Source organism: Staphylococcus sp. HMSC072H03 (assembly GCF_001809305.1).
Lineage (GTDB): Bacteria > Bacillota > Bacilli > Staphylococcales > Staphylococcaceae > Staphylococcus > Staphylococcus hominis.
The window spans coordinates 232,393-259,206 of the sequence record NZ_KV796914.1; the positions used below are offsets into that span (position 1 = coordinate 232,393).

Sequence of the window (26,814 nt, forward strand, 5' to 3'; positions counted from 1 at the left end):
ACTCTCCACCCTTTCTTTAGTACACGTCACGTTGATAACGTTTATCTTTTTTCATTTGTTTTAAGTAGCTTTCAGCATCTTCTTCAGTTAAATTTTGTTCTTTCACTAATACATTGCGAATAGCTTGATGTACATCTTTAGCCATATTTTTTTCATCACCACAAATATAGATAGATGCACCTTTTTCTAACCACTCATTAAATTCTTTACTATGTTCAGCAATGCGATGTTGTACATATACTTTTTGATCTGTATCACGGGAGAAAGCGACATTCATTTTTTCAAGAACACCATCTTTTAACCATTCTTGCCATTCTGTTTGATATAAGAAATCAGTAGTAAAGTGTTGATCGCCGAAGAATAACCACGTATTACCTTTATAACCATATTCTTCACGTTCTTGCATATGTGCTCTAAATGGCGCAATTCCTGTACCAGGTCCTATCATAATAACAGGCGTATCTCCATCTTTAGGAAATTTAAAGTTTGGATTACGTTTAAGATAAATTGGAACAGTATCTCCTGGTTGAATACGTTCAGCAAATTGAACGGAACATACACCTGAACGATCTCTACCGTGTGTATTATATCTTACTGCACCAACCGTAATGTGAACTTCATCAGGTAATGATTGATAACTACTTGATATAGAATATTCTCTAGGAGGTAATTTTCTAAGGATTTGATATAAATCTTCAGGTTCTAATTCTTCAGGTGGGAAATCATTGAGTAAATCAATAAAATCTCTACCTTCAATATAATTTTGTATCCACTCACTATCTTGAACTTTGTCTTCTAACGCTTCATTATCAAAATATGCTGCTGCATTTTGAAGTAATGGTCTCGTTAATTTTGTAATTTCAAAGTAAGATGTTAATGCTTCTTCTAAAGAAATCGTATCTCCATCTTCTGAGATTTGAATTTGATCTCCCGGATCCCATCCTAATGTACTCATCAGTAATTCAACTAAAGCTGGATCATTTTGTGGTAAAACGACTAAGCAATCTCCTACTTCATATTCTTCACCAAAATTATCTAATAAGAATTCAATATGACGTGTTTCTTTATTCGATCCTCTACCATTTAAATTAATATTTTCTAATACTTCAGCTTGGTATGGATTCGCTTTTGAGTATTTTTTCTCTTTCGCAGATTTAATTGATTCACTTACAACTTGTTCACTTTGTGTACCTTCAGGTGCTGAGTCAATAGTATTAATGACATTAGCCATCCATTTTTCGGCATCTTCTTCATAATCCACATCACAATCAACACGTTCATATAATCGTTCGGCACCAAGTTCTTCAAGTTTTTTATCAAAATCTTTACCTGTTTGACAGAAGAACTCATAAGTTTGGTCACCTAATGCAAGTACTGAAAATCTTACTCCCTCTAATTTAGGAGCTTTTCTACCATGAATAAATTCATGTAATTCGGCTGCATTATCTGGTGGATCTCCTTCACCTTGTGTGGAAGTAATAATAAATAAATCTTCAACATTTTTAAGATTTTTAGATTTAAATTCATCCATGGCTTTTAACGTTACATTATGTCCAATATTTGAAAGACGTTCTTCAAATATTTCTGCTAAACCTTGCGCATTTCCTGTTTCTGAACCATATAATAATGTAATCGCTCGTTTTTCAGGTTGAATTGTTGGTTCATTTTGTTGAAGCATTGTTTCAGTATCCTTTGAAACAGCTCCTATTTGTGAACCTTGTGTGTCAGATGTTCCTGATGTAAGTTGTTGATTTGCGACTAAATAGCCACTTAACCATACTTTTTGTTCTGGTGTAAGTGTCTGTAATAATTCATTAATTTGTGTGGCTTGTCCTTCAGTAAAAGGACTATTGGTAACACTTAGATTCAATTCATCCACCTCTATCATTTCAATCTTTATTTTATTTTAAAATACTTACTATCTCTATATTATGTAATCTATATTCGACTTTCCAGTAAAAATCGAATATAGAATATCTTTAAATCCTTATCAGAATACTATGTTTTTTGTATAAAATTTTTTAAACCTTACATCACGGTTTATCTGCAACATGAAGTCCACATTCTGTTTTTTCAAAACTTGACCAACGTCCTGCTCTGGAATCATCTGAATTGAATACTGGCGCTGTACAAGGAATACAACCAATACTTGGATAATGCTGGTCATGCAGTTCATTATAAGGTAAATCGTGCTGTTTAATATAATCCCAAACGTCATCTTCCGTCCAATAAATTAAAGGACATACTTTAATCGATTTAAAACGTTCATCTTTATTAATGAAATTTGTTTTAGCACGAGTCGGAGATTGATCTCTTCGTAGTCCCGAAATCCAGGCAATCGCCCCACCTAGTACCTCTTCTAAAGGTTTAATTTTACGAATATAACAACATTGATTTGGATTATTTTTCCATAATGCAGGATTGTATTTCTCAGCTTGTTCTTCAAGCGTCAATTCTGGTTTCTTCATTTCAATACGTAACTTAGGAAAACGTTCTTTTACTCTATCAATTAAATCGTATGTTTCTTGAAAATGTAAATCTGTATCTAAAAATACAATTTGAGCATCTGGTTTAATTTGATAAATCAAATTAATAAGTACCATGCTCTCTGCCCCAAAACTACATGAGTAAACGATATCTTCACCATACGTAGTATAAGCCCATTTTAAAATTTCATAGGCACCCTTTGTCGCGTCGTCAGTAGAAATGGAGTCAATAAATGGATCACCATCAAAACTCTCATACGTTATCTTTGATACTGACATAAACCTATGGTCCCTCCTCAGTATTTACAAATTTATTAATCTAATACCTATCAGAATTGTCAGAATAATATGCTAATACTTTAACGAGTTTTGAGGAGAAAGTCAAGAAAGTTTAGGGAATATTTGCTTTAAAATAAAAATACATTTTTTATTCGAACTAAAAAAATAATATTAATAAAAAAAGTGCAATATCCTATTATGGACTCGCACTTTTTTATTAATATTCTGGAACCGCAAATATAAGTCCCACCTTATCTCCATCTAAATATACTACAATTTCATAACCATTTCCTTTGATATTGTTATAAACAATATCTCTAAAATTTCTTTTATCATAATTATTGTAATGACTTATAAATTCTTCTTCACTTATATTATTTGGAGCAATTCCCACTGAAGTGACAATCTTTTCTTTAGAGTGTGGATCGTAATTAACTGCCAAATCTCCATACTTAATAGATTCATGATCCATACCATCAATATGAATTTTTCCTGTTGATTTTCCAACTATCCTCTCAACTTCCTTTTCAGTCATTCCTGGCTTTATCCCCATATATCCATTCAATGTATTTTTATGCATGAAATTTTCTAAGAAATCATCACTCATTACATTAATCTGTGGTGATTTCTTATTCTCTATCGTTTCTTTCCCTTCCTTATCAGGATCATTTGGAACTTTACCTTCTTCACTATCTTTTTTAGATACTTGATGCACTGGTGTATCTTTTTTAGGTGCATCTACTGGTCTGACAAAAAAGTAATAATACGTCGAACATGCTACGACAATCATTGCAATAACTAAAATGACAATTACAATAAAAGACCATTTTTTTCGCTTTGAATTAGTGATCATTTGATTTCTATATTGCTCAAATGCTTCTAGATCATTCCCACATTGATTACAAAAGCGTTGAGTTTCATGAATATGATTCCCACAACGTGGACAATATTTCATTTTATTACCTACTTTCACTTCTTGAGGTTAAATTCTTAGATGCTTGTGAACATGTTGATATCTGTTTTTATCTTTCAGCTAAGCACTGAATTTTTGCAATATGATTGCCATCAATATCAACTGCAACTAAATATCCGTTACTTTTATCATTGTTATAAATAATTTCAGTAGGTGTATAACTATCATATGAATAATAGCGACTTAAAAAATCATCTACTTTTACATTATCTGGGCTTACGCCTACTGCTATTACCTTACCTTCTTCATTATTAGGGCTATAATCTACTGTAATATTTCCATATTTCGTTGATTTCCATTTGAACCCTGGCACTTCCAATATGCCTGTAGGTTTACCTATTAATTTTTCAACTTCATTTTTTGTCATACCTACCTTAATACCATAATAGCCGTCTCTACAATCACTCTTTAAATATGTATTTTCAAAATCTTCGGACATCACATCAATATTTGGAGACTTCATACGTATCTCTTTATCATTTTTTTGTTTAGATTTTTTCTCTCCTTGTCTCACTGTCTTTTTGATGTCTTCTTTAGTTTTATGATGTGTGCTTGTCACTTCCTCACTCTTTACCATTTCTGGTTTCACAAAAAAGAAATAGTATGTTAAACCTCCAGAAATTAAAATAGCTACTATAAGTATTACGAATAAAATATATGGCCACCTTTTGTTTTTTTGAGATGCCGCACTTTCATATAATTGATTCTCTCTATATTGTTTAAAAACTTTTAAATCACTACCACATTTATTACAAAATGATTGACCTTCTTTAATTTGATTTCCACATTGTGGACAAAATTTCATGATGTTACCTACTTTCTTTCTTATGATGCACATAATTCTGTTCGTGTTGTAGGTTGTCTGTGTCTTAGTTTAATCCATTCACACTTATATTTATTCATTATTTTAAATGACTTTAAAGATGTTTTCTATAAATTTATTATATTATATAAAAAAATAATAATGAAGTGTTTCTCACTTCATTATTACTAATTAGTTATTCTTTTCATAACGTACTTTTTGACGGTAACCATATGTGCTTTCTTTAATTAATTGATCATTAAGCAAACCTGCACCTATTGCTCCTGCAACAGTAGATATTGAGGTTGCAAACCAAGGAATACTTAAATAAAGTTGAACACTGGCTGGTCCTTTTAAACCTACTTGTTGTCCTAAGAATCCTGGAGGTAATAAAACCAGCTCTGCTATTAAGAATAATGAATATAAAATCATATAATATATAACAATGGCTATAAATAAAGTCATGATAGTTGTTAAATTATATAACATTACAATTCTTTTATGCTTAGCTTCTTTTGTAGATTCCCATAAACCATGGGATACCATTATCCAAACGAGCATACCTAAAATTGCCATGATGGAAATTCCAAATAATCGCCATACAGAAAAATCAAGACCCATATTCCACATGGTTGAAAAAATCAATCCGAATGCACCTGTCGTAAAAGCAATCGCTACAATATTACTTAAACTTGCCATCATATTCAGTGGGTTATTCGCAAAGGTCATCCCACTGACAAGTCGTATCATTCCAAGACTGCGTGAATTTGATAAATATCTTAAATGATTGTTTCCTGTTTCTTTTAAATGTACTTCTGTTTTCTCAATACGTGAAAAAGGAAATTGTTTATTGATTTCTTTCTTAACCCTATTATTGTCATCATAACCTATATGCGCTCTTTCAGAATAATGAAGTTCATTAATAATGGTTACGATAGCATGTTTAAAGCGATTCTTTACAGGACGCCATCCAAATGCAGGATATGAAAATATTGCAGCGCCATTTTTTTTATTAATATCTAAAGCAAGTACGTTTTGATGATAGAACATAGGTAAGTCTGTAATTCCTACAACATAATCCCATTCTCTTTTATTATGATAATCTTGAATTTTTTTGAATATTTCTTCCACACTTTCCGCAAAACCAGTAAGAGGATCCACCACGAGATCAACTTTCCAGTCACGTTGATGATTATCTTGTTCTGATAATATATTGGGTATGTCATTAATTAAACTTTGTGCTAATTTCTCTGTCACTCCTGGCGCCACAACGAGACCAATTAATTTTTCTTCACTCATGTTGTTTCCTCCTCTCTATGATCTTGTTTTTTATGTTCATCTTGTTGATTATCATTATTTTGTTTATTGGATGCACTTTCTTCAACTTGTTGATTTGATGCATCATGAGAAGATGATTGAGCTTGTTCTTTTTCTTTCTTCTCTTGTTCTGCTTCTTTATAACGATGATATTGTCGATACGAATAAGTAATCTGACGGATTTTCTCTTCATTCTCTACAGTAGACCCCATTGCCCCAGCAAGTAAACCTAGTGAAGATACAAACCATACTAATTTTACATAATTTATAAATGTAAAATGAGGATGTGCGCTGGTCCATTGATTAAATAAACTTGGTGGAACAAACAATGATACACTTATCGCTAATAAAAGATATAAAATAATATAATTTAAAAGTGTAATAATAAATAATGTGAATACGGTAGTAAAATTATAAATATAGCGATACACACGCTGTGACTTAGCCGTTTTACGTTCAATCAATTGATGTGCATAGAGTAACCAGCCTGTCATACCTAGGATAGCAATAAGCATAAGTATAATAAATCTTATTATGGAGTACTGTATACTCAGCTCCCAAGGCATGGAGAAAATCGATACATAAGTCCCAGTTGCAAAAGCAACTGAAATAATCTTTTTGAAATTAAAAATATTTTTCCATGGTTCATTTGCTCGTGTTAACCCTAAAATAAGTTGAATCCAACTGAGAATAAACCATCGATGAATATAACGTTGCTTTGGCGTTTCATCTTCATTTGGTTCTACTGCTTTAGGATGTATAAGAGGATGAATCTTGGGAGCCACTCTTGAAGTTGAATAATACAATTGTTCAATAATAGAAGTTAAACTATTTCTTAATTTTCGTCGTAGGTCTATCCAACCTAATGAAGGTAAAGATAGCATCGCTACTTGTTTATCATTATTAAAATCACTAATCACTACTTTATTTCCAGAAATACTTGGTAAATCTGTAATACATACAACAAAATCCCAATCATGTTTCTCTTTCATTTTTGCCGCTTTATCAATACTTTCATGTACATCTTCAGCTGAGCCAATCATTAAATCAACGTGGAGCTGAAATACCCATTCTTGTTGATCATTCACACGTTGATTCAGCTGTTCTTTTACATCTGGAATAACAGCTTCTACGTGTTTATGAGATACACCCGGTGAAGGTATCAAACCGATTTTGTGCATTGTGTTATCCTCCTTTCTTTATAAATATATAAAGTAAGGTGTACGTCGAAAAAGTCTACTCTTTTCAAACGTACACCTATTTATAAATGATTATTTAGCAAGTACAAGTGGTGAAAAGATAATGTAAGCAAGTACTACTAAACCTAGAACAATACCGCCTGTAATATAACGATATTTCCAAGGTGTAAGATCCACTTTAGCTTTATTAGTATTTAAGTCAAACGTATTGGAAGGTTTAAATTTATTAAAGACAAGTATAATAGCTAAATCAATAAAGAACATAAAACTAAAAGTATATAAATAATTTAATTGTGGCACCATAAAACTAATTGCAGCATATAACACAATGTGTGTAACTAAAGCTACTTTAGCGCCTAGTTTAGATGTGTGCTTAGAATAAAATGCAACTAAGACCAATGCAAGTACTGGCATACTATATACACCATTGAACTGTTGCACAATCGCATATAATCCACTTGGGAAAAGGGCAATAAGTGGAGATATACCTACTACAATAATGCCAATCACAACTGTCGCGATATGACCGACACGTGCAATATGTTGATCTGAAGCACGCTTACCAAAAATAGGTTTATAAAAGTCTAAAGTAAAGAGTGTTGTTGTACTGTTTAATGATCCAACAAATGAACTTAATATGGCTCCAAAAATAACTGCTCCGAATAAACCATAGCCCCAATCAGGTAAAATCGCCTGAATCAATGCAGGATAAGCATTATCATTAGATGTTATACCCCCATTGAAATAATTATATGCAATAACACCAGGAATCACTGTAAAAATAGGACCAAATACCTTGAATAAACTTAAATATATCGCACCTTTTTGTGCTTCTTTTAAATTCTTACCAGCTAAGGCTTTTTGTACAATCATTTGGTTCGCACACCAAAAGAATAAATTATTAAAGAACATACCAAAGAATAATGTTGGCCATGGAACAACATCTGAATCAATGGCCCCAAAAGCGTTTAGTTTTTCAGGCGTACGTTGGACCATGTGGTCGAATCCTTTTACAAAATTCCCATCACCTAAATGATGTAAACCTAAAATTGTAATAATCAAACCACCTATAATTAATCCGACACCATAGATTGAATCACTAAATGCGCTCAGTGACAAACCACCGATGAATAAGTAGATAACACCTACTGCACCAATGACAAATGCAATAATAATCGTTGCTGTGGCATCACTTACTCCTAAGTATTCCCCAATACTAAACATTTTATTAAATACTAATGAACCAGAATATAAGACAACTGGTAAAAATGATACAATATAAGTGAAAATAAATAATATAGAAACGAAACGTTTAGTAAAGGTACCATAACGCATTTCAAGTAATTCAGAAATGGTATCCACACCGTACCTTAAATATTTTGGTAAGAATATCCATGCAAGTAAGACAACTGCTACAGCAGCTGTGACTTCCCAAGCCATCACTTCCATACCCTTACCATAACTTTGACCATTCTGCCCTACAATTTGTTCTGTAGATAGGTTAGTCATAATAATCGTTGAGGCAATCGTAAATCCTGTTAAACTATTGCCTCCCATAAAATAGCCATCTGCACTATCAGTCTTTATTTTTTTTGAACGCCAGAACGCATAAAGACTGACCCCCATAACAACGGCTAAAAATAAAATAATTGCTAGCCAATTCATAATACGTGTCGCTCTCCTCAATATTTTATTTGCAAAAAATAAAAACGTTAAATCTTCATTCAACGTTAAACTGTTTATTACTTATCCTATAAAGCACCTATTTAGTGTAACTTCTATTTTAACCACGGTATATCTGATTTTCAATCATATAATTGAAAATTATTATAAAAATAAATTATATAAATTTTTATTTTTATATTCAAATAAAAAAGTAATCAATATATTCTTTAATGGAAGCGCTTGACTTCTGATAATAGAAGGCATAAAGTGAAACTATAGTTAAATCATATGCACTAGGGGTGTTTTAAAACTGAGATGAGGTGTAACCTCAAACCCTTTGAACCTGAACTAGCTTATACTAGCGTAGGAAAGTGTCGTATAAAATAAGATGACCTGTTGAGATGTGTCAAACTGTTCTCAATAATGATAGATCTATTTTAATGCAACTTTCCTAATGTGAAGGTTGCATATTTTTTCGCTGTAAATGAAGTAAATGGAGGCACGATCTTTATGACGAGAACAGTATTAGTAACGGGAAGTAGCCGTGGTTTAGGTGCGGTCATTGCAAAAACATTAGCTACACAAGGATTTGAAGTAATCATTAATTACAATCAAAGTCGTGAAGCGGCTGAGGCACTTGCAAAGGAGCTTGGTGACAAAGCTATCGCAATTCAAGCAGATGTCACACAACGTGATGAAGTTGATCGTTTAGTTAATGAGGCAACACATCATTTTGGAAAAATTGACGTTGTGGTCAATAACGCATTAGTTAATTTTAAATTCGATCCTAATGCGCAAAAGGCATTTAAAGACTTAGCATGGGAAGACTATCAACAACAAATTGATGGTACCCTAAAAGGCGCTTTTAATGTTACTCAAAGTGTCATTCCGCAATTTATAGAACGTGGTTCTGGTGCCATTGTAAGCATTGGCACAAATTTGTATCAACATCCCGTTGTCCCATATCATGAATACACAACAGCTAAAGCTGGATTGATTGGATTCACGCGTAATGTTGCAGCCGAATTAGGGCAATATGGTATTACTGCTAATGTAGTGTCAGGAGGATTGCTTAAAACAACTGATGCTAGTGCTGTCACTACACCAGACGTTTTTGATTTAATTGCACAGACTACGCCATTACGTAAAGTGACTACCCCACAAGATGTTGCTAATATGGTTGCTTATTTAAGTAGCGAAGCAGCAGATGGTATGACTGGTCAAAATATTACTGTCGATGGTGGTTTAACCATGAATTAATATATAACTGGTCTTCCTTATCTTAGAATAGAAATAAAATGAACATTGGAGTGAGAAATTAAATTGACCCATCAACATCAACTTCATCTCGGTATATTAATCTATGGATGTGGTCATCATCAAGCTGCTTGGCAACTTCCCAATTCAAGTATTGAACGTATCGGTGATATTCAATACTATCAAGAATTAGCTCAGTTATCTGAAAAAGGGTTGTTAGATGTAGTCTTTTTCGCAGATAATCAGTCTTTTATCCCTAGCTATACTTCTATGCCAAGTTTTTGGTTTGATCCACTGATTAACTTAACTGCTATATCTCAAGTCACACAACATGTTGGATTAGTTCCTACCATTTCAAGTACATTTTCTAATCCATTCACTGCAGCACGTCAGTTACTTAGTTTAGATCATATTAGTGGTGGACGAGTGGGATGGAATTTAGTCACTTCCATGACAGATGCCGAAGCTCAAAATCACAGCATGGACCATCTACCCAATCATGATGAACGCTATAAGAAAGCAGAAGAGTTTGCTCAAGTCATGAATGGATTGTTTGATTCTTGGCATACTGAAGATTTCAAACCAAATCGGCATCATCATACAATGATAAATCGCAATATCAAACCGCTTCACCACAATGGCAAATATTTTCAAGTTCATGGACCATTAACAACACCAAGTAGCATTCAAGGAAAACCTGTGGCGATGCAAGCAGGTGCATCTAAACAAGGTATTGCATTAGCTACAAAATATGCAGATGCAGTATATTCTGTTTCTTGGAATATGAAGCAAGCAAAACGTTATCGCGAGCGCTTAGATAGTGAAATGGCACAACATGACCACAAGCGTTATATTAAAGTCTTTCCTGGACTAGTCACTTATGTAGGTCATACACATGAAGAAGCATTGAAAAAGAAAGCAAAACTTGATCAACGACTTCCTATCAAAGCCGCTTTAAAGCAACTCAGTTTTTTCATTCAACAAGACTGTAGTCAGTGGGAATTAGATGCTCCTGTGCCTAAACTACCTTCTTTAGAAGAGTTTAACGGTCCCGTCGGTCGATATGAAACCATCTTAGAAATTATTCAAGATAAGCAACCTACTGTCAGAGAACTGCTAAGTTACCTTAATGCGGGGGGTGGACATCTGACACTCATAGGTACGCCAAAAGAAATTGTAGATGAAATGGAACGCTGGTTTAATGCGGGTGTTGCAGATGGATTTAACTTAATGCCACCTTCTTTACCAGATAGTTTAGACGACGTGGTTACACTCATTGTACCTGAATTACAACGTCGTGGCTTATATCGACATCAGTATAAAGGTTCTACACTAAGAGAACACTTAGATTTAATTTAATGTCTAATATATTTTATCCAAACCATATAGTAGAAATTAACGTAAAAAGCGATGGTATTAACTTAGGAATACCATCGCTTTTATATATCATATTATTAATATTTGTATGGATCGTTATCTTTTTCTTCTTGAAGCTTTCTTGCTTCATCTTGAATAAAATCATTACTTCGTTTATTCGTTTTATGATTTGAATAACGTTGATCACGATAGTCGTCATCCTTTGAATCATTTACGTGTGTATCGTGCTCTCTTTCATTATTATTGTCCGCTGCTTGATCTTTATTTGAATAATGATCTTTAATATAACGTTGTTGCTGTTTTTCTTCTTCTTCATTCAAAATGAATGCATTATTATTTGCATTTACATCATGATGGTCTCTTTTGTAATGATCATTATAACCGCCATTGCCATACACGTCATACTTAGGTTTACGAACAAGTAACATAATACCAGCAATTAACCATAAAATTAAACTAATCCAGTTTGTAGCAATCGCTAAAATACCTGCAATAATTAATAAGATACCTGCAAGTTTAGGTTTTTTATTAATTAAAATACCACCAATAATTGCAAGAATTAATGGAATGAACGCGCCCCATGTAAAGAAATTAAATAAACCACCTAATGCATCCATACCATTATTTATTTCTGTTATAGAAACCTCATTGCCTTGCTTTTGTGTTTCGTTAATAATTTGTTCTTTAAAATCAGCATTACCAATAAATGGTTTAATCATTAAAAACATAATTGCAACTAATGCTTGAATCGCAACACCTATCCAAGTAAGAACGTGTTCCCCAGTACGTTTAATGTTATTGTTACTATTTCTAATTGTTGCATCATCATATTGTTTCGCCATTATTCCGCCTCCTTTTTTATCCTTATACCCTACTGTCTAAAGTCTTACACTCATTTATATATAAGAATGAGGATTTCTTTTTACTAATATATCAACGATGAATGAGACGATAATATACACGAGACGTCATTACATACATCAAAGCATAGATTATCATTACGAACACTAAGACACCAATATAAGTTGTTAAAAATAATTTTATATCATTAACATCTAAAATACCAAGCAAAGTATAAATCATTTTAGAAGCACATAGTACATGTATCATAGATACTATAATAGGTAAAGTAAAAATAATAACTACTTGGTCATGAATAACAGATCTAATCCGTTCTTCTTCTAAACCTACTTGACGCATAATTCGATAGTTTTTCCGATCTTCATATCCCTCAGCAATATTTTTGTAATACATCATCGTAAATGTACCAATCATTAAGACTAAAGAAACAATAGTGCCAACAAAAATGAGACCACCATAAATATCAAACATATCCTTATTTAATTCATCTTTATTATCAATTTGAATATCATATTGTTTCATCAATTTAGACTTAATATGATCTATGGACTGTGTATCTTTTGTTTTAAGATTAAAAGCAATGTATGAGTTAATATTTGCTGTTGTTTGATAATAATGAATCAATTGACGTTGTTGATTTACATTATGAGTAACAAGTGTGACTCCACCTGGAACTGGAAATGAAAAATGATCTCCTTTTAACTGATTTGTTTTAAATGTTTGATTCATTAATTTGATATGGTCTAATTTTTGAAACATGAAATGATTCGCTAATATTCCCATTTCATTATGTTTAAGTCGCAGGTGCGTATGATTGATTGTATTGTAATCTTTCTGATTCATTACAATTAAATATATACTATTTAAATCCAATGGACTGTTTTCATTATCTCGCTTTACAAATGAACCCTTCTTATAAGTGACTGCAACACTTCCACTTGTATATTCTCTGAAAGCATCAATATCAGTATGTCTCTTAATCTCATTTTCTAGCTGACGTACTTTGTGTTTGCTCGTAGTACTATGATGCACATCTCCACTCAATTCAATACGATATTGTGTTGGCATTAAATGATTCGCACGTTGGTCTACACTACGATATGTAGCGACGCTCATGCCTAGAGTCACAATAAGAAAAGTACATAGCATGGTTAAACTAGCCAAACCAATAGAATTAGAATTCATTCTTGAACGTAATCCAGAAATAGTAAAAAAATATTTAGGTCGATAATAAATACTTGGAATCTTTTGAAGCCAATCTATCACTAAGACACTCAATGATATAAATAAGCAATACGTTCCTATTGTCACTAAAATAAGGGCAATAAAAATATTACGTAGTGAAACCAAAATGAGTGTATCTTTTAAGGCAATCATATAACTGTCAACAACAGTTATGATCCCAACAATCAATAAGATATAGAGTAAAGGTTTGGACCATTGTTTTTCCGTTGGATGTTGTTGTTGTATTAACTTAATAGGACTTTGAAAAGTGATTTTTATATTGTTGACAATAAATAAAAATAGCATCATTATTGCTAACATCAACAAGGTGTATTTCATTGCACTTATATCAAATGGATATTTTTTTAAAGATACATGCGTATAACCTAATATTCTATTTAACGACATATAAGTTAATGCACCAAATAAATAACCACCTATAATACTTAGACACCCAATGATAATATATTGATATATTCCTTCTATAAACAGCATTAACCTAAAATGCTTTTTTTCCATACCCAAAATCATATTCATGGCCAGCTCTTTTTGACGATGTCGCATAATAAAACGATTAGCATAAAGAATAAAAAGGAGTCCAAATAGACACATAAAAAAATTTCCTATACTAATAAAAACTGGAATAACATCACTATGCTTATGAAGCGAAGTATTCATGTTTAAGGATAATAAAATAAATTCAATACCAAATAATATACTGATTACTAGAATAAATGGAATTATAATATGACGCTGTGTCTTAAAATTCTGAATGACTAACGTCCAAACCAAGCGAAAAATCATTTTAATCACCACTTTCGTGAAGCATTGCTAAACTATCAGCAATACGTTTTTGAAACTCTGATTGTAGTTCCTCCCCACGATAAATTTCATGATATAAACGGCCATCTTTAATGAATAAAATACGTTTGGCATAGGAAGCATCCACAGCCGAATGTGTCACCATTAAAATGGTTTGCTTATTTTTATTAATGTCTCTAAATAGTTCCATAATCGTTTTAGAAGTTTTGGAATCAAGTGCACCTGTAGGCTCATCTGCGAGTAACAAATCTGGTTCATTAATCAGTGCTCGACAGATAGCCACGCGTTGTTGTTCGCCTCCTGATATTTCAAAAGGATATTTATTAAGAAGTGGTTCAATATGTAACTGATAACTTAAGCGATAAAGACGATGACGCATCGTTTGATGTGAGCGATTCGCAAGTACAAGTGGCATTAAGATATTATCTTTATTTGTCATCGTCGGTAAAATGTTAAAATCCTGAAAAACAAAACCTAAATGGTCTCGACGGAAATAAGCGATTTCTTTATTACGCAATTGACGGATATTTTGCGCGTCAATCGTTATCGTACCTTCAGTAGCTTTATCATAAGTTGCAATTAAATTAAGTAAAGTGGACTTCCCAGATCCAGATTCACCCATAATCGCTACAAATTCACCCCTATCCACATTAAATGACATGCCATTTAATGCGGTCGTAGCATTCAGGCCTCTTCCAAATATTTTTTTTACATTATTCACGTCTAACAACATGATATCCATGCTTCCTTTCTTTTTATTAAACTCTTTAATTTATCACTTACTTCTATCATAAAACAAAAAGAAACCAGTAACATTAATCATTTCTTAAAAATGTTACTAGCTATCCTTACATTATTGAAAGTTTAATTATTTTCTGGGAAATGTATGTCAAATGTAGTTCCTTCATGGAGCGTTGAATATACTTCTACTTTATGATGTAAATGTGCCGATATATGTTTAACAATAAATAATCCGATGCCACTTGAATGTTGATGAAGTCTTCCGTTATAGCCTGAGTACCCTTTATCGAAAATTTTGGGAAGATCGGCTTTACTAATTCCTACACCGTTATCTCGTATAGATAGCACATGATTTTCGTTGTTAAACGTAATCCAAATATCTTTACCTCTTGCATATTTCAAAGCATTATTAAGAATTTGTTCTATCATGATCGTACACCATTGAACATCAGTCAGTACTTCATCTTCACAACGTGTGTAATGAATAGTTGTTTTTTGATCGATGAATTGAATCGAATATTTCATAATAAGCGGTTTAACGAGATCGTTAATGGTCACTTTTGAAAAGGACATATCCGTTTCTTGATTCATCAATTTTAAATAGCTGAGTGCAAGACTCGTATAGTTATCAATTTGTATAATTTCTTGACGCACACGATTTACTACATTATCTTCATTTCTTTCTAGAAGGAGTTTTGAAGCGGTAATAGGTGTCTTCATTTGATGCACCCATGTTAAAAAATAGTTCTCAACGTTGACTTGGTATGCAGCTTGTTCATTTTTTACACGTTGTAATTCATCTTCTAAGTCAGCAACTTCTTCTTTTAAAGACACTGCTTCTTGAAATCCACTAAGTTGAATCAACCAAAAAATAATCATTATGAAAAGAATAATTGCCATACCTAGAAAGAAGGCATTGAAAAGCAAATTAAAAAGAAAGAAAATCATCAAGAAAAGTAATAGAAATAAAGCTACTATCATAATTTGATGACGTATCGATTTTATAAACGCTTTTAACATACTATTTACACCTTATACCCTACATTTTTCTTTGTCTCAATGAAATCAACAATACCGATAGATTGCAGCTTTTTACGTAGGCGTGTCATATTTACTGCTAACGTATTATCATCAATAAAATTCTCTGATTCCCAACATTTTTCAATAATTGCTGTACGATTGACATATTTCCCTTCATTTTGAAATAATTTATTCAAAATTTGTAGTTCAGTAAACGAAAGTTGTACAGAGTCATTGTTGTAGTATAGTGTGGCTTCATCAACAACAAGTTTACACCCTTTAACAGTAATCTCATTATTTGAAACCGTTAAATCATATGTTCTACGTAGCAATGCTTGAATTTTCGCTATAGTAAGTGACAAATTAAATGGCTTTTCAATAAAGTCATCTCCACCCATTTGAATTGCCATAATTTGATCCATATTGTCAGTACGCGAACTAATGAAAATAATTGGGACATTAGATACTTTACGTATCTCTTGGCACCAATGATAACCATTAAATGTAGGTAAATTAATATCTAATAACACAAGTTCAGGTTCTGCAGTTTTAAATTCTTCAAGAATATTATCAAACTGCTTAGCAATACTCACTTCATAGTTCCAATGTGAGAGTTCATTTCCTAGACTTTCTGCAATGACGACATCATCTTCGACAATCAATACTTTCATTTTTTTCATCCTTTATTTTGCGTCATGATCATTATTGTCATTAGGATTAGACATTTTATTTTTTTCTTGTTCAAATTTATTTTCTTTATATTTCGTTTTTTTCTTACGTTTTCTTTCTTCCATAATAGATAATGCGATAAATACAACTATCAGTAAAGGAGATAACATTACGAATATCATTATTGATTCACCTCTATATATTTATTCATGACATGATTTCTTTAACTTTATTTTAACGCTTTTTCTTTAAATTGAATATGTTCGAGATTAACTGTTTCATAAAAAAGTAAGGAGCGAGATTCGAATTCATTTTGAATACGCCGTCTCACTCCCATGCTTCTTTTACTTTTAATCTTCTTTATTTAAAATATACTTTCTAATATCTTTTATGGTGATCGCTTCTTTAATTTGTCTTTTGATATCATTGATTTTTGCTGTTCTTCCCATACTTCCTGCCCAACTTTTAGGACTGTGCTGTTCCCAATTATCTAATTCTTTAAATAGTTCTTGTAATGTTGTCATATGTTTACCACCTTTTTTAATTTGGGTAAATAAAATAGCCCTCCTTAAATAAGAAGCGCTTGTCGACATCTTCTTATCTTTCAGGAAATCCTGTTGGATGTAGCACCTCACGCAAAGCGCAGTTGCTGAAGTTTCATAGGGCCAATTCCCTCCACTTACTCTTAATAAAATCAAACTATTTTATTTAATACTATTATAACAAATATTTTCAATTCTTTATATTAAATTAATTTATCAAATCATAGAATATGATAAGTTAATAATTTTTTACAATACCTTAAACTAAAGTTTACTAAATACTTACTTCAAATCAAATAAAGTTTCTTAATATAAAGATGTAAGTAATCTATATTTTACATATTAGGGGGCTTTTTTAATAATGCGTTTCATCAATAAATTTGGAAAAACCACAGTAGCAACTTCAATTCTAGCTGCTTCAGTATTAGGTACAACACATGTGTCATTCGCATCTGGTGCTGGACAAGGTGCTCAAGATCAACAAGGTCAAAATGGCGATTACATGGCCATCGGTAACACTAAAAATCCTAAAAATGTGATTTTCATGGTTGGAGATGGTATGGGTCCTTCTTATAATTCAGCTTACCGTTATTATGCAGATAATCCTAATACCAAAGAATTAGATCAAACTGCTTTTGATAAATATTTAAAAGGAACTAACCGTACTAATCCTAACGATCCTAAAGAAAATGTCACTGACTCAGCTGCAGGTGGCACAGCTTTCGCTACAGGTCATAAAACATATAATGGTTCAATCTCTGTAGATAATGATAAAAAACCTTTAAAGTCAGTATTAGAATATGCTAAAGAACAAGGCAAATCAACTGGTTTAGTGACAACAGCAGAAGTCACTGATGCAACCCCAGCTGTGTATGCGGCACATGTAGATGATCGTGATAAAAAAGATGAGATTGCACAACAATTTTATAATGATAAAATTAATGGCCAACATAAAGTAGACGTTCTTTTAGGTGGAGGCTCTAAATACTTCGGTAAAGAAAATGGTCATTTAACTGAGAAATTTCAAAAAGATGGGTACGACTATGTAACCAATAAGACTGACTTAGCTAACTCAAAAAGTGACCAAGTATTAGGTTTATTCGCTGAGAAAAATATGCCGTTACAAATTGATGCACCACAACAAAATCCATTATTAGCAGATATGGAAGAGAGTGCATTATCTAAATTAGAAAAAAATGATAAAGGATTCTTCTTAATGGTAGAAGGCGCTTCAATTGATAAATCTGGTCATCCTAATGATATCACTGGTGTCATGTCAGAAATGAGCGGTTTCGATAAAGCATTCCAAAACGCTATCGACTATGCAAAAAATCATAAAGATACATTAGTTGTCGCAACTGCTGACCACTCAACTGGCGGTTTATCCATCGCTAAAGGCAAAGATTATGTATGGAATCCAGACGCTATTCATAAAATGAAACATTCTGGCAGTTACATGACTGAACAAATTGCTAAAGGTAAAGACCCTGAAACAGTGATCAATGAAGGTTATGGTGTCGACTTCCCTAAAAAACAATTAGATAAAGTTAAAGATGCAGCGAAAGAATTAAAAGACGTTAAAGATAAAGCTAAAAATGACGATGATCCAAAAATTGCAGAAGCAACAACTCAATTACAAGATGCAATTCAAAAACCAATTAACGATGCATCTCATACTGGTTGGACAACATATGGTCACACTGGTGAAGATGTAAATACTTATGCATATGGTCCAGGTGCTGATAAATTCCGTGGTAACATTGATAACACAGATAGTGCCAAAAATATCTTCGACTTCTTTAGTCAAGATGTCACGTCTAACCAAGACTAACAATTAATAAAAAGTATTGTATTTATATAACAAACCTCAGTTTATTTAACTGGGGTTTGTTTACATAAATACTTATTAAAAATTATAGTATAATAGGTGTATTATATATTTTAATTTTTACTAGGAGGACTTTATGAAAGCATTAATTACTGGAGGGGCTGGTTTTATAGGCTCACATTTAGCAAAAAAATTTTTAGATAATAATATCGATGTACATATAGTAGATAACTTATCAACAGGTAAATTAGAAAACATTAGTTTTTTAAAAAAAGATTGTTTCTTTCATCATGACATAAATGACTTAGAATTTATGACTCAACTTTTAAAAAAGGAACAATATGATTATATTCTTCATTTAGCAGCAATGGTAAGCGTTGTTGAAACCATTGAAAAACCAATACAATCAAATCAAGATAATATAGTTGCTAGTGTTAATTTATTGGACGCTATAAAAAATTATATTCCTAATTTTAAAAAATTTTTCTTTGCATCTTCAGCAGCTATTTATGGTCAATTAGAGGATTTACCTAAATCAATTAATTCAAAAATCGATCCACTTTCACCTTATGCTATACAAAAATATTCAAGTGAAAGATACGCAAAAATTTATTTTGATTTATACAATGTTCCTACTGTTTCGATGAGATTTTTTAATATTTATGGTCCAAAACAAAATCCTAATTCAGATTATTCTGGGGTTCTTTCTATATTAAATCAAAAATTTATAAAAAAAGAACCTTTCACATTTTTCGGTGACGGCGAACAAACTAGAGACTTTGTATATATAAATGACTTGGTTGATGCAGTTTGGTTAGTTATTAATAGTAAAGAAACAAATGGCAAAGTTTATAACCTTGGAACTGGTAAACAAACTAGTTTAAATGAAATATTTACTATTTTTAAAGATAACTTTGGTTATTCAATACCATATAAATATGAGAAAAAAAGAATTGGAGATATTAAACATTCATATGCAGAAATTTCTCCATTAAAAAAATTAGGATTTAATCCTAATTTTTCTATAAAAGATGGTATTAGAGAATATTTAAGAAATTAATTAAAATAAAAATAAGAATGCCTTTTATCAAAAACAGATAGATAAAAGGCATTCTTATTATTTTATTTCTAAATTATCTTTTAATTTTTGTTTTACTTCATTTAAGCTATCTTTATTGGGATAGAAATAGTACAATCCGTCGTCACCTTTGTCATCTTGACCATCAATGATTAAACGTTCTACATTATTATCAGCTTTATTATAATCAGATCTAAATTTATTTAATTCGATAAAACTTAAATCTGTTCTTAAATTATCTTGTGCTGCTTTAAATATACTGTTTAATTTTGTTACTGAATTCATTGAGAACGCTTCTTTCGCAACTGAAGTAATGACTTGTTGTTGACGTAATTGACGTCCACCATCACCGCCAGCGCCTTCTTCTTTACGCGCACGCATGTATGCTAAAGCTTGCTTACCATCCATGTGATATTGCTTACCTTTTTCGAAATGAAACGGTGTAGTTGATTTTGTCGTAAACGTTGCATCACTTGTGATATCCACGCCACCGATTTCATCTACAACGGTTTTTACCCCATCCATGTTTATTGCAATATAGTGATCAACAGGTACATCCATTAATTTTTCAAGCGAATTGACTGCCATTTTAGGGCCACCATACGCATAAGCATGATTGATTTTCTCCGTTGAATTGTGACCCACAATTTCAGTTCTTGTATCACGTGGTACACTTACCATGACTGTCTTGTTATCTTTTGGATTAATCGACATTAACACAATAGAATCACTACGTTGTCCTAAATTTTCTTGGTGTCGTTGTGCATCATCGTCAATACCATATAACACAACGGTCATTGGATCACCATCTTTTAAACTTTTTTGTCTTAATTGTGAGTGATTTCTATCCAGAGGGCGATTAATAGAATTATTTAATGATATAAATTTTTTAAAACTTAACCCTATAATCAATAGAATGCTTAAAATGAAACCAAATATAAGTAATGAGTAAATTTTATTAAATTTCATCATTTTTTCATCTCCACTAGTTTCTTTTAAATAAATAATATTTTTCTTCTTTATTTAAAATAAACGTCCAACATATAATTGCATATAATACAGAATATATAATTATAAATAAAAATAAAAATTTTATATCATAATAATTAAATTTTTCATATATATATTTAAATATAATCATTAAAATAATGTTAGGTAAATATATTTTAAACATTTCTTTCCAAAATATTTTCATATCTAATTTTAATTTATTATGATAATAAAAATTCATTATTATAGTATAAGCAATATAACTAAATAAGCTTATTACTATGGTTACTCCAATTCCTTTATAGTAATAAGAAACTACGAATGAAATTATTATAGATAAAAGTAAATTTAAAATTAATAGGATCAATCTAAATTTTTGTAAGCTTTTTGCTTGCAAAATACTCACCGCTGGTAATTGGCATAACTGAAATGTTATTGAAAACATTAATATTATAGTCATATAATAAGCAGGCTCAAAATTATTTCCTGCCCATATCACGACAAATTCTTTACCAAAAACAAAAAAACCACTAAATATAAGTAATAATACAATCAACTGCGTTCTACTAATTTTAATAACTTCTGATAATATAACTAAATTTGAAGATTTATTGTTAACCAATCTATTTAACATTGGAAAAGTAATATTATAAATAGATGTAGCAAATTGCTGATAAATTTTTGTGAATTGAATAGCTATAACATAAATCGCTACAGCTACTGTTCCCGAGGTAATACCGAGAATTATCTGTCCTGTATTTAAAGTAATTTGTTCAACTGCAATGGATAATAACATAATTATTAAATATTTATTTAATTCTTTATTTTTATATAACGATTTTAAACGCCAATTTTTTCTAAAGTTGATTCTTACTTTAGTTTTTTTAAAACATAAAATCATCCCCACTATTAAACCTAATACATGGATAGTTAACGTAATTATTATCACAGTTATACCTCCGAACCCTAGTAATAAAAATGGTGTAGACACTAGCGCTGGTAATATAACTCTCATTAATAAAATACCTTTAGTAATAATAAAATATTCATATGCTTGTAATATCCCATTAAACATTCCAGGATAAAAGGAAATTAACGTGTATATCAGTAATAGAACTATCATTATCTTTAAATCGCTAAATTCTTTTTTAGATAAGCTAGAGTAAAATAATTTATCTAAATTAAAATATATTATGATGCCAATTATAAAAGTAATAATAGTCAAGTAAAAATACATCCACATAATATTTCCTAATAAATTACTTTCAGTAGTTCTATTACCAAATATTTTATTATGAGATATGTATTTGGCAATTGTGTTACCAAAACTTAAGTCAAGTATACTAATAATTCCTAAAAATGATATTGCGAGATTATATATACCATAACCTTCTGTTCCCATTGTTCTTATAAAAAAAGGAGTATAAAAAATTGCAACTAAAATATTTCCAAATATAGAAATGTATGATAATAAAGCTCCGCCTTTAATTTGATTCAATTAATTTCGCCTACCTATTTTCGCATTATCCATAAATTTAGAAAGAATAGTACTAAATATTATGATAACAATAAAAGAAATTATATTTATTGGTGTGAAAGTATCTACAACATAAGCCACCCAACTAGCTCTTGGTATAAAAAATAAACTTCTTGTTATAATTAAGCTTAAAAAAATTAAATAAAAATTTTTACTTCCCATCATTTTTGAAAATACTTGTATCAAGTAACCTGTTAAAATGCCACCAATTATCAATCCAATAAATCCCAAGTCATGAAATAATTCAGCAACATAACTAGAACCATATCCAACTCCTTTTAAATATAAATCTGGCATGATTAAATAGGATATAGTATGAGTATATTGATAACCTTCCATTGCTCTTTCAATACTTTGACCTTTCCAAGCACCTTGACTTCCGAACAATGTTCCTAAAATGTTATATTTAATAAATTCAATTATTGGTCCTATGGAGTATGTTTTATTAGGAATTTGTTCAGAGAGAGAAATTGTATATCCAATAACATTTACACTTACTCCTTGAGCATAGAAAAATTCTAATAAAGAATTCCAAAATCCCTCAGTTACATTAATATTTTTATTTCTCTTTATTTCAACTAAATTTAACAAAATTAATAAAAAGGGGACAAGTATTATACTTAAGAATATAGAGGTTTTACCAAACCAATACTTTCCACAAACTTTTTTATTTCGATATGATCTCATAATCATATATATTAAAATTATTAATAGGTTAAGCATAAAGCCTGATCTGGAACCTGTTAACATCGCTACCATACCCTCTATCAAATATAAAAACACTGGAAAATATAAAGATTTTCTTTTAGGTAAAGTTGATAGATACATAAAAAATGATACAGGCATCATTCTACTAATAGCGACAGCTCCTCCAGGTAAAGATGATTCAAAATTTGAAAAATACTCATAATATCCAACTGAGTTCGAACTTTTAATAGCATCTATCCAATACAAAATACGCATAACAAATGAAATTAAAAATATCACTAAGCTTGCTAAACGTATTGAATCAACATTTTGAATCGTAATATTTTGTACATTAAAATATTGATTCAATGATTTATTATTAATACTAAAACCAATAAATAGACTTAACAGACTTATATATATAATAATAAATACCATTTGAATTATTTGTTGATCGTTAAAATTTAATCCCAGTATTTCTGCTTCATTCTTATAATTGAAAAAATAAGTTACAAAAAGTCTACCTATTAAAAAAATAAAAAATGTTACATTAAATATTAAAAAAATACTTCTTTTGTGAAAGTGTTCTAGTCCATATAATATATTATGAAACAGTTGTATTAATAATGAATAAAAAATAAATATTCCTTCATTTAAGCAGAAGCCAGTAAATAAAAAAATAACACCTAGCAATATTAGACCAAATCTAACAATTAAATTCAATTTAGTCACCACTTCTCTTGTCAAACATATTTACAATATTATTCGCAAACTTTTTATAAACTAAAGAAGCATTCCATTCATTTTTCCATGTATTATAAGCATTATTTTTTAAAGTTAAATATTGTTCTTGATCCATTGTTAATATTTTTTTGATTTTGGTTGCAACTAGATCAACATTTTCATAATTATCAATAAGAAATCCATTATTGTTATTAACTATTTCTTTTGTTCCTCCAACATTTGAAGCAATCACGGGAATACTATAAGCCATAGCTTCCATGATAGAAACTGGTACGCCTTCTGAATCTGACATATTTATAAAACAATGTGGAGATACTTCTTTATAAAAGTTTAAAACCTCATTGTTTTCGAGTCTACCGACAAATTGAAATTGATTTTCTTCAAGTTTTTCTTTAGCATAATTACTAATTTTTTCGTACGATTCACCATCACCAATATGTATCCACTTAAAATTACAATCTTCTATTCTTGACAATGCGTCAATTATTATATCTAGCCTTTTTAATTTACGAATAGTAGAACAACTTACAATAATCTTTAAATTATTGATTTTTTCATCTTGCAAACTACTTTGAACTCCTAAACGTTCCATTTCAATTTTATTTGAATAAGATGGAAACTTATTTTTTAAATAGTTCTTGCTTTGGTTAGAAACCGTATAAAGTCTATCAACTCCATCTAACAAATATTCTCTTAGTGGTAAAAAACTAAATGGCTTTAAATAATCATTAATATCATAACCGTGACCTCTACTTATAATAGGTATTTTTTGATCATTATAAAATTCATTTTTTATTTTAATAGCTAAATTAGCAGTTACATAAAACCAATAAGAATATATATATATTTGTCCTTCCGACGAATTTTTAGGTATTTTTTGTAAAGCTAAAAGATTCTTATATATTTCAATAGTTCTTGTTTCTATATATAAATTATAAACTATTTTATATATATTGAATTTAGTACCTTTAATAATTTTTTTAAGATTTTTTGTTTTGAATAAAACTTCTCTAGAGTTCTTAATCATATTTAAAATTTTGTTTATTTTACTTTGGGGAGATTTTAAATTAATTAACTTTGCATTTTGAGGTAATATTCTAGTAACATTCATTTTATTATTTATCATTGTAGGAATAATATAAATTTCATCGAATTTCTCTGCTAAATAATTAATTTCACTTTCTAAATACTCCTCCCCTTTATAAAAAGGATAATAATTCGTAATTAATATTAATTGTTTTTTCATTAAAATCACCTCTAATTACGATGTATATTTTTTTGGAATAAAACCGTAAAAATAGTATTATATATAATAAATATATCTAATTTAAAGCTTATATTTTCAGCATAAAAAGTATCTAATTGCATTCGTTGTTCTTGAGTCGCATTATTACGTAATAACGCTTGACATAAACCTGTAACTCCAGGGGAAACCTCAAATTTTTTGAAATAATATCTAGGATACTTTTCTATATTTCCTAAAGGACTAGGTCTTGGGCCGACAAAGGACATTTCTCCTCTTAAAACATTTATAACTTGAGGTATTTCATCAATACTAGTTCTTCTAAGTATTTTCCCAACTTTTGTTACTCTAGTATCATTACTACTATTGTAAGTACTACCATCTGCATTTCTTTTATCAACAGAATTTTCTTTCATTGATCTAAATTTAAACATTTTAAATTCTTTCAAATTTTTTCCTAATCGTTTTCCATTATAGAAAATTTTTCCTTTGTCATTTAACTTAATAGCAATTCCAACAGGTAAAACAAATATGATTAATATAGGTAGTAGTAACAAACTTATAAATAGGTCTATAACCCTTTTAATATTTTTCTGGTACATAATTTAATCCTTCCATTTCTAACAATATTTCTTGAAGACCTTCTTCGAAAGTATATTGAGGAGAATAGTTAATACATTCTAAGGCTCTATGCCCATCCATGAATGAACTATTAAATTTATCTGGTATCTGCTTATCTACATGTTCCAATTTATTATTATTAAATACTTTATTAATCTTTTCTGCGATTTCAATATTACTTAATATTTCAGCGCCTTTTATATTAAGTGTTTCATCTTTCAAATTATTCTCCATTACTTTGATAATCGCTAAAGCTGCATCTTTAGCATATAAAAGTTCTCTTTTTTTGTTACTCATACCTGTAACAGTAAGTTTCTTTTTATTAAAAGCTAATCTCAAAAAATAATTTATCATATAATTATTTTTTTCATTAAACCCATATAGATGAGAAAATCTTAAAGATATTAAATTTAACTTATATTTATTACTAAAAATTCTTCCTTCGTTTTCTAACAATAATTTATTTAATCCATAATAACTTTTAGGTTGCGTAGCGTTTTCTTCTGACCACGGCAACAATTCTTCTTCTGAATATACAGATATAGATGATGCAAGAATAACTTTTTTGTAATTGTATAAATTAGTTATATTTAAAATACTTCTAAAAATATTTTGCTCTTGTTCAAAATCCTCTAAGGAATTACCAGGATTTCTACTTCCTGCTAAATGTACTAAAATATCCCCATCTTTAAGAATTTCATTTAACATTTTAAAACTGTAATCACATAATATTTGATTTCTGTGAGGATTTCTCGAAAGAATTTTATAATTAATATTTTGCTTTTTTAATTCTTTTTCAAGATACCTACCTAATAATCCCGTACCTCCAGTTATGATTACGGTCATAAACAT

The 26,814-nt window shown here is 30.4% G+C and carries 24 protein-coding genes and 2 riboswitches; of the genes, 4 read left to right on the forward strand and 20 right to left on the reverse strand.

The features are described from left to right. Nucleotides 1-16: 16 nt before the first annotated feature. The 7 genes from HMPREF2578_RS09870 to HMPREF2578_RS09900 all read right to left on the reverse strand — a co-directional run bounded on the left by HMPREF2578_RS09870 (nucleotide 17) and on the right by HMPREF2578_RS09900 (nucleotide 8,721). Nucleotides 17-1,870: an assimilatory sulfite reductase (NADPH) flavoprotein subunit gene (locus tag HMPREF2578_RS09870; RefSeq protein WP_049414257.1), complete on the reverse strand. Its 1,854-nt coding sequence runs from the start codon at nucleotides 1,868-1,870 to the stop codon at nucleotides 17-19. Nucleotides 1,871-2,033: 163 nt separating this feature from the next. After that, nucleotides 2,034-2,765: a phosphoadenylyl-sulfate reductase gene (locus HMPREF2578_RS09875; RefSeq protein ID WP_049379416.1), complete on the reverse strand. Its 732-nt coding sequence runs from the start codon at nucleotides 2,763-2,765 to the stop codon at nucleotides 2,034-2,036. Between the two features lie 217 nt (nucleotides 2,766-2,982). After that, complete coding sequence (locus HMPREF2578_RS09880; protein WP_049420725.1) at nucleotides 2,983-3,720, reverse strand: zinc-ribbon domain-containing protein; 738 nt, start codon at nucleotides 3,718-3,720, stop codon at nucleotides 2,983-2,985. Between the two features lie 67 nt (nucleotides 3,721-3,787). After that, entirely contained in the window at nucleotides 3,788-4,543 is a 756-nt protein-coding gene (locus tag HMPREF2578_RS09885; RefSeq protein ID WP_049414253.1) for a zinc-ribbon domain-containing protein, read from the reverse strand. Nucleotides 4,544-4,732: 189 nt separating this feature from the next. After that, on the reverse strand, nucleotides 4,733-5,839 hold the full coding sequence (locus HMPREF2578_RS09890) for a hypothetical protein (RefSeq protein ID WP_017175457.1): 1,107 nt from the start codon (nucleotides 5,837-5,839) through the stop codon (nucleotides 4,733-4,735). Then, entirely contained in the window at nucleotides 5,836-7,038 is a 1,203-nt protein-coding gene (locus HMPREF2578_RS09895) for a 5,10-methylene-tetrahydrofolate dehydrogenase (RefSeq protein WP_037541500.1), read from the reverse strand. The genes HMPREF2578_RS09890 and HMPREF2578_RS09895 overlap by 4 nt, the downstream gene beginning before the upstream one ends. Before the next feature lie 90 nt (nucleotides 7,039-7,128). Beyond that, entirely contained in the window at nucleotides 7,129-8,721 is a 1,593-nt protein-coding gene (locus HMPREF2578_RS09900) for a solute:sodium symporter family transporter (protein ID WP_070508440.1), read from the reverse strand. 285 nt (nucleotides 8,722-9,006) lie between these two features. After that, nucleotides 9,007-9,108: riboswitch (TPP riboswitch) on the forward strand. A gap of 123 nt (nucleotides 9,109-9,231) precedes the next feature. Between HMPREF2578_RS09900 and HMPREF2578_RS09905 the strand changes: the two genes are divergently transcribed. Both HMPREF2578_RS09905 and HMPREF2578_RS09910 read left to right on the forward strand, forming a co-directional pair. Beyond that, nucleotides 9,232-9,981 (forward strand): 3-oxoacyl-ACP reductase, encoded by a 750-nt coding sequence (locus tag HMPREF2578_RS09905; RefSeq protein ID WP_049382134.1) that lies wholly within the window; start codon nucleotides 9,232-9,234, stop codon nucleotides 9,979-9,981. A 63-nt stretch (nucleotides 9,982-10,044) separates the two neighbouring features. Beyond that, the gene (locus HMPREF2578_RS09910) at nucleotides 10,045-11,337 is read left to right on the forward strand and encodes an LLM class flavin-dependent oxidoreductase (RefSeq protein WP_049419649.1); all 1,293 of its coding nucleotides are present in this window, start codon (nucleotides 10,045-10,047) and stop codon (nucleotides 11,335-11,337) included. Between the two features lie 95 nt (nucleotides 11,338-11,432). Here HMPREF2578_RS09910 and HMPREF2578_RS09915 read toward each other — a convergent pair whose 3' ends face one another. The 7 genes from HMPREF2578_RS09915 to HMPREF2578_RS11200 all read right to left on the reverse strand — a co-directional run bounded on the left by HMPREF2578_RS09915 (nucleotide 11,433) and on the right by HMPREF2578_RS11200 (nucleotide 17,216). After that, the gene (locus HMPREF2578_RS09915; protein ID WP_049417974.1) at nucleotides 11,433-12,197 is read right to left on the reverse strand and encodes a DUF4064 domain-containing protein; all 765 of its coding nucleotides are present in this window, start codon (nucleotides 12,195-12,197) and stop codon (nucleotides 11,433-11,435) included. A gap of 91 nt (nucleotides 12,198-12,288) precedes the next feature. Then, a complete protein-coding gene (locus tag HMPREF2578_RS09920) occupies nucleotides 12,289-14,244 on the reverse strand; it encodes an FtsX-like permease family protein (RefSeq protein ID WP_049417976.1) in 1,956 nt (651 codons plus the stop codon). A 1-nt stretch (nucleotide 14,245) separates the two neighbouring features. After that, nucleotides 14,246-14,995 carry an ABC transporter ATP-binding protein gene (locus tag HMPREF2578_RS09925; RefSeq protein ID WP_070508441.1) on the reverse strand — a complete coding sequence of 250 codons (750 nt, stop codon included), beginning with the start codon at nucleotides 14,993-14,995 and terminating at the stop codon, nucleotides 14,246-14,248. A gap of 131 nt (nucleotides 14,996-15,126) precedes the next feature. Then, a complete protein-coding gene (locus HMPREF2578_RS09930) occupies nucleotides 15,127-16,023 on the reverse strand; it encodes a sensor histidine kinase (protein WP_070508442.1) in 897 nt (298 codons plus the stop codon). Nucleotides 16,024-16,028: 5 nt separating this feature from the next. Continuing rightward, the gene (locus HMPREF2578_RS09935) at nucleotides 16,029-16,694 is read right to left on the reverse strand and encodes a response regulator transcription factor (RefSeq protein ID WP_070508443.1); all 666 of its coding nucleotides are present in this window, start codon (nucleotides 16,692-16,694) and stop codon (nucleotides 16,029-16,031) included. Between the two features lie 12 nt (nucleotides 16,695-16,706). Continuing rightward, the gene (locus HMPREF2578_RS11195; RefSeq protein WP_176743757.1) at nucleotides 16,707-16,874 is read right to left on the reverse strand and encodes a hypothetical protein; all 168 of its coding nucleotides are present in this window, start codon (nucleotides 16,872-16,874) and stop codon (nucleotides 16,707-16,709) included. A gap of 168 nt (nucleotides 16,875-17,042) precedes the next feature. Further along, on the reverse strand, nucleotides 17,043-17,216 hold the full coding sequence (locus tag HMPREF2578_RS11200) for a hypothetical protein (RefSeq protein ID WP_176743758.1): 174 nt from the start codon (nucleotides 17,214-17,216) through the stop codon (nucleotides 17,043-17,045). 70 nt (nucleotides 17,217-17,286) lie between these two features. Then, nucleotides 17,287-17,387, reverse strand: a riboswitch (SAM riboswitch). 208 nt (nucleotides 17,388-17,595) lie between these two features. On the opposite strand from HMPREF2578_RS11200, the gene HMPREF2578_RS09940 reads away from it, so the two are divergent. Together HMPREF2578_RS09940 and HMPREF2578_RS09945 are read left to right on the forward strand one after the other, a co-directional pair. Next, a complete protein-coding gene (locus tag HMPREF2578_RS09940; protein WP_070508444.1) occupies nucleotides 17,596-19,065 on the forward strand; it encodes an alkaline phosphatase in 1,470 nt (489 codons plus the stop codon). A 133-nt stretch (nucleotides 19,066-19,198) separates the two neighbouring features. Beyond that, nucleotides 19,199-20,122 (forward strand): NAD-dependent epimerase/dehydratase family protein, encoded by a 924-nt coding sequence (locus tag HMPREF2578_RS09945; RefSeq protein ID WP_070508445.1) that lies wholly within the window; start codon nucleotides 19,199-19,201, stop codon nucleotides 20,120-20,122. A gap of 57 nt (nucleotides 20,123-20,179) precedes the next feature. On the opposite strand, the gene HMPREF2578_RS09950 is transcribed toward HMPREF2578_RS09945, so the two are convergent. Genes HMPREF2578_RS09950 through HMPREF2578_RS09975 form a run of 6 tightly spaced genes read right to left on the reverse strand, consistent with a single transcriptional unit; the run spans nucleotide 20,180 to nucleotide 26,814 of the window. Then, on the reverse strand, nucleotides 20,180-21,112 hold the full coding sequence (locus HMPREF2578_RS09950; RefSeq protein ID WP_176743759.1) for an LCP family protein: 933 nt from the start codon (nucleotides 21,110-21,112) through the stop codon (nucleotides 20,180-20,182). Nucleotides 21,113-21,125: 13 nt separating this feature from the next. Next, nucleotides 21,126-22,628 carry a lipopolysaccharide biosynthesis protein gene (locus HMPREF2578_RS09955; RefSeq protein ID WP_070508446.1) on the reverse strand — a complete coding sequence of 501 codons (1,503 nt, stop codon included), beginning with the start codon at nucleotides 22,626-22,628 and terminating at the stop codon, nucleotides 21,126-21,128. Continuing rightward, entirely contained in the window at nucleotides 22,629-24,077 is a 1,449-nt protein-coding gene (locus tag HMPREF2578_RS09960) for an O-antigen polysaccharide polymerase Wzy family protein (protein ID WP_070508447.1), read from the reverse strand. It abuts the gene before it with no gap. A 1-nt stretch (nucleotide 24,078) separates the two neighbouring features. Next, entirely contained in the window at nucleotides 24,079-25,344 is a 1,266-nt protein-coding gene (locus HMPREF2578_RS09965) for a glycosyltransferase (RefSeq protein ID WP_070508448.1), read from the reverse strand. Between the two features lie 11 nt (nucleotides 25,345-25,355). Further along, the gene (locus tag HMPREF2578_RS09970; RefSeq protein WP_070508449.1) at nucleotides 25,356-25,943 is read right to left on the reverse strand and encodes a sugar transferase; all 588 of its coding nucleotides are present in this window, start codon (nucleotides 25,941-25,943) and stop codon (nucleotides 25,356-25,358) included. Then, entirely contained in the window at nucleotides 25,924-26,814 is an 891-nt protein-coding gene (locus tag HMPREF2578_RS09975) for an NAD-dependent epimerase/dehydratase family protein (RefSeq protein WP_083294943.1), read from the reverse strand. Before HMPREF2578_RS09975 ends, HMPREF2578_RS09970 begins: the two co-directional genes overlap by 20 nt.

What these genes read in the sequence shown, in the direction of transcription:
- HMPREF2578_RS09875 (WP_049379416.1), bottom strand. Translation starts at nt 2,765, where the DNA reads ATGTCAGTATCAAAGATAACGTATGAGAGTTTTGATGGTGATCCATTT.
- HMPREF2578_RS09880 (WP_049420725.1), bottom strand. Translation starts at nt 3,720, where the DNA reads ATGAAATATTGTCCACGTTGTGGGAATCATATTCATGAAACTCAACGC.
- HMPREF2578_RS09885 (WP_049414253.1), bottom strand. Translation starts at nt 4,543, where the DNA reads ATGAAATTTTGTCCACAATGTGGAAATCAAATTAAAGAAGGTCAATCA.
- HMPREF2578_RS09890 (WP_017175457.1), bottom strand. Translation starts at nt 5,839, where the DNA reads ATGAGTGAAGAAAAATTAATTGGTCTCGTTGTGGCGCCAGGAGTGACA.
- HMPREF2578_RS09895 (WP_037541500.1), bottom strand. Translation starts at nt 7,038, where the DNA reads ATGCACAAAATCGGTTTGATACCTTCACCGGGTGTATCTCATAAACAC.
- HMPREF2578_RS09900 (WP_070508440.1), bottom strand. Translation starts at nt 8,721, where the DNA reads ATGAATTGGCTAGCAATTATTTTATTTTTAGCCGTTGTTATGGGGGTC.
- HMPREF2578_RS09905 (WP_049382134.1), top strand. Translation starts at nt 9,232, where the DNA reads ATGACGAGAACAGTATTAGTAACGGGAAGTAGCCGTGGTTTAGGTGCG.
- HMPREF2578_RS09915 (WP_049417974.1), bottom strand. Translation starts at nt 12,197, where the DNA reads ATGGCGAAACAATATGATGATGCAACAATTAGAAATAGTAACAATAAC.
- HMPREF2578_RS09920 (WP_049417976.1), bottom strand. Translation starts at nt 14,244, where the DNA reads ATGATTTTTCGCTTGGTTTGGACGTTAGTCATTCAGAATTTTAAGACA.
- HMPREF2578_RS09925 (WP_070508441.1), bottom strand. Translation starts at nt 14,995, where the DNA reads ATGTTGTTAGACGTGAATAATGTAAAAAAAATATTTGGAAGAGGCCTG.
- HMPREF2578_RS09930 (WP_070508442.1), bottom strand. Translation starts at nt 16,023, where the DNA reads ATGTTAAAAGCGTTTATAAAATCGATACGTCATCAAATTATGATAGTA.
- HMPREF2578_RS09935 (WP_070508443.1), bottom strand. Translation starts at nt 16,694, where the DNA reads ATGAAAGTATTGATTGTCGAAGATGATGTCGTCATTGCAGAAAGTCTA.
- HMPREF2578_RS11195 (WP_176743757.1), bottom strand. Translation starts at nt 16,874, where the DNA reads ATGATATTCGTAATGTTATCTCCTTTACTGATAGTTGTATTTATCGCA.
- HMPREF2578_RS11200 (WP_176743758.1), bottom strand. Translation starts at nt 17,216, where the DNA reads ATGACAACATTACAAGAACTATTTAAAGAATTAGATAATTGGGAACAG.
- HMPREF2578_RS09940 (WP_070508444.1), top strand. Translation starts at nt 17,596, where the DNA reads ATGCGTTTCATCAATAAATTTGGAAAAACCACAGTAGCAACTTCAATT.
- HMPREF2578_RS09945 (WP_070508445.1), top strand. Translation starts at nt 19,199, where the DNA reads ATGAAAGCATTAATTACTGGAGGGGCTGGTTTTATAGGCTCACATTTA.
- HMPREF2578_RS09950 (WP_176743759.1), bottom strand. Translation starts at nt 21,112, where the DNA reads ATGATGAAATTTAATAAAATTTACTCATTACTTATATTTGGTTTCATT.
- HMPREF2578_RS09965 (WP_070508448.1), bottom strand. Translation starts at nt 25,344, where the DNA reads ATGAAAAAACAATTAATATTAATTACGAATTATTATCCTTTTTATAAA.
- HMPREF2578_RS09970 (WP_070508449.1), bottom strand. Translation starts at nt 25,943, where the DNA reads ATGTACCAGAAAAATATTAAAAGGGTTATAGACCTATTTATAAGTTTG.
- HMPREF2578_RS09975 (WP_083294943.1), bottom strand. Translation starts at nt 26,814, where the DNA reads ATGTTTATGACCGTAATCATAACTGGAGGTACGGGATTATTAGGTAGG.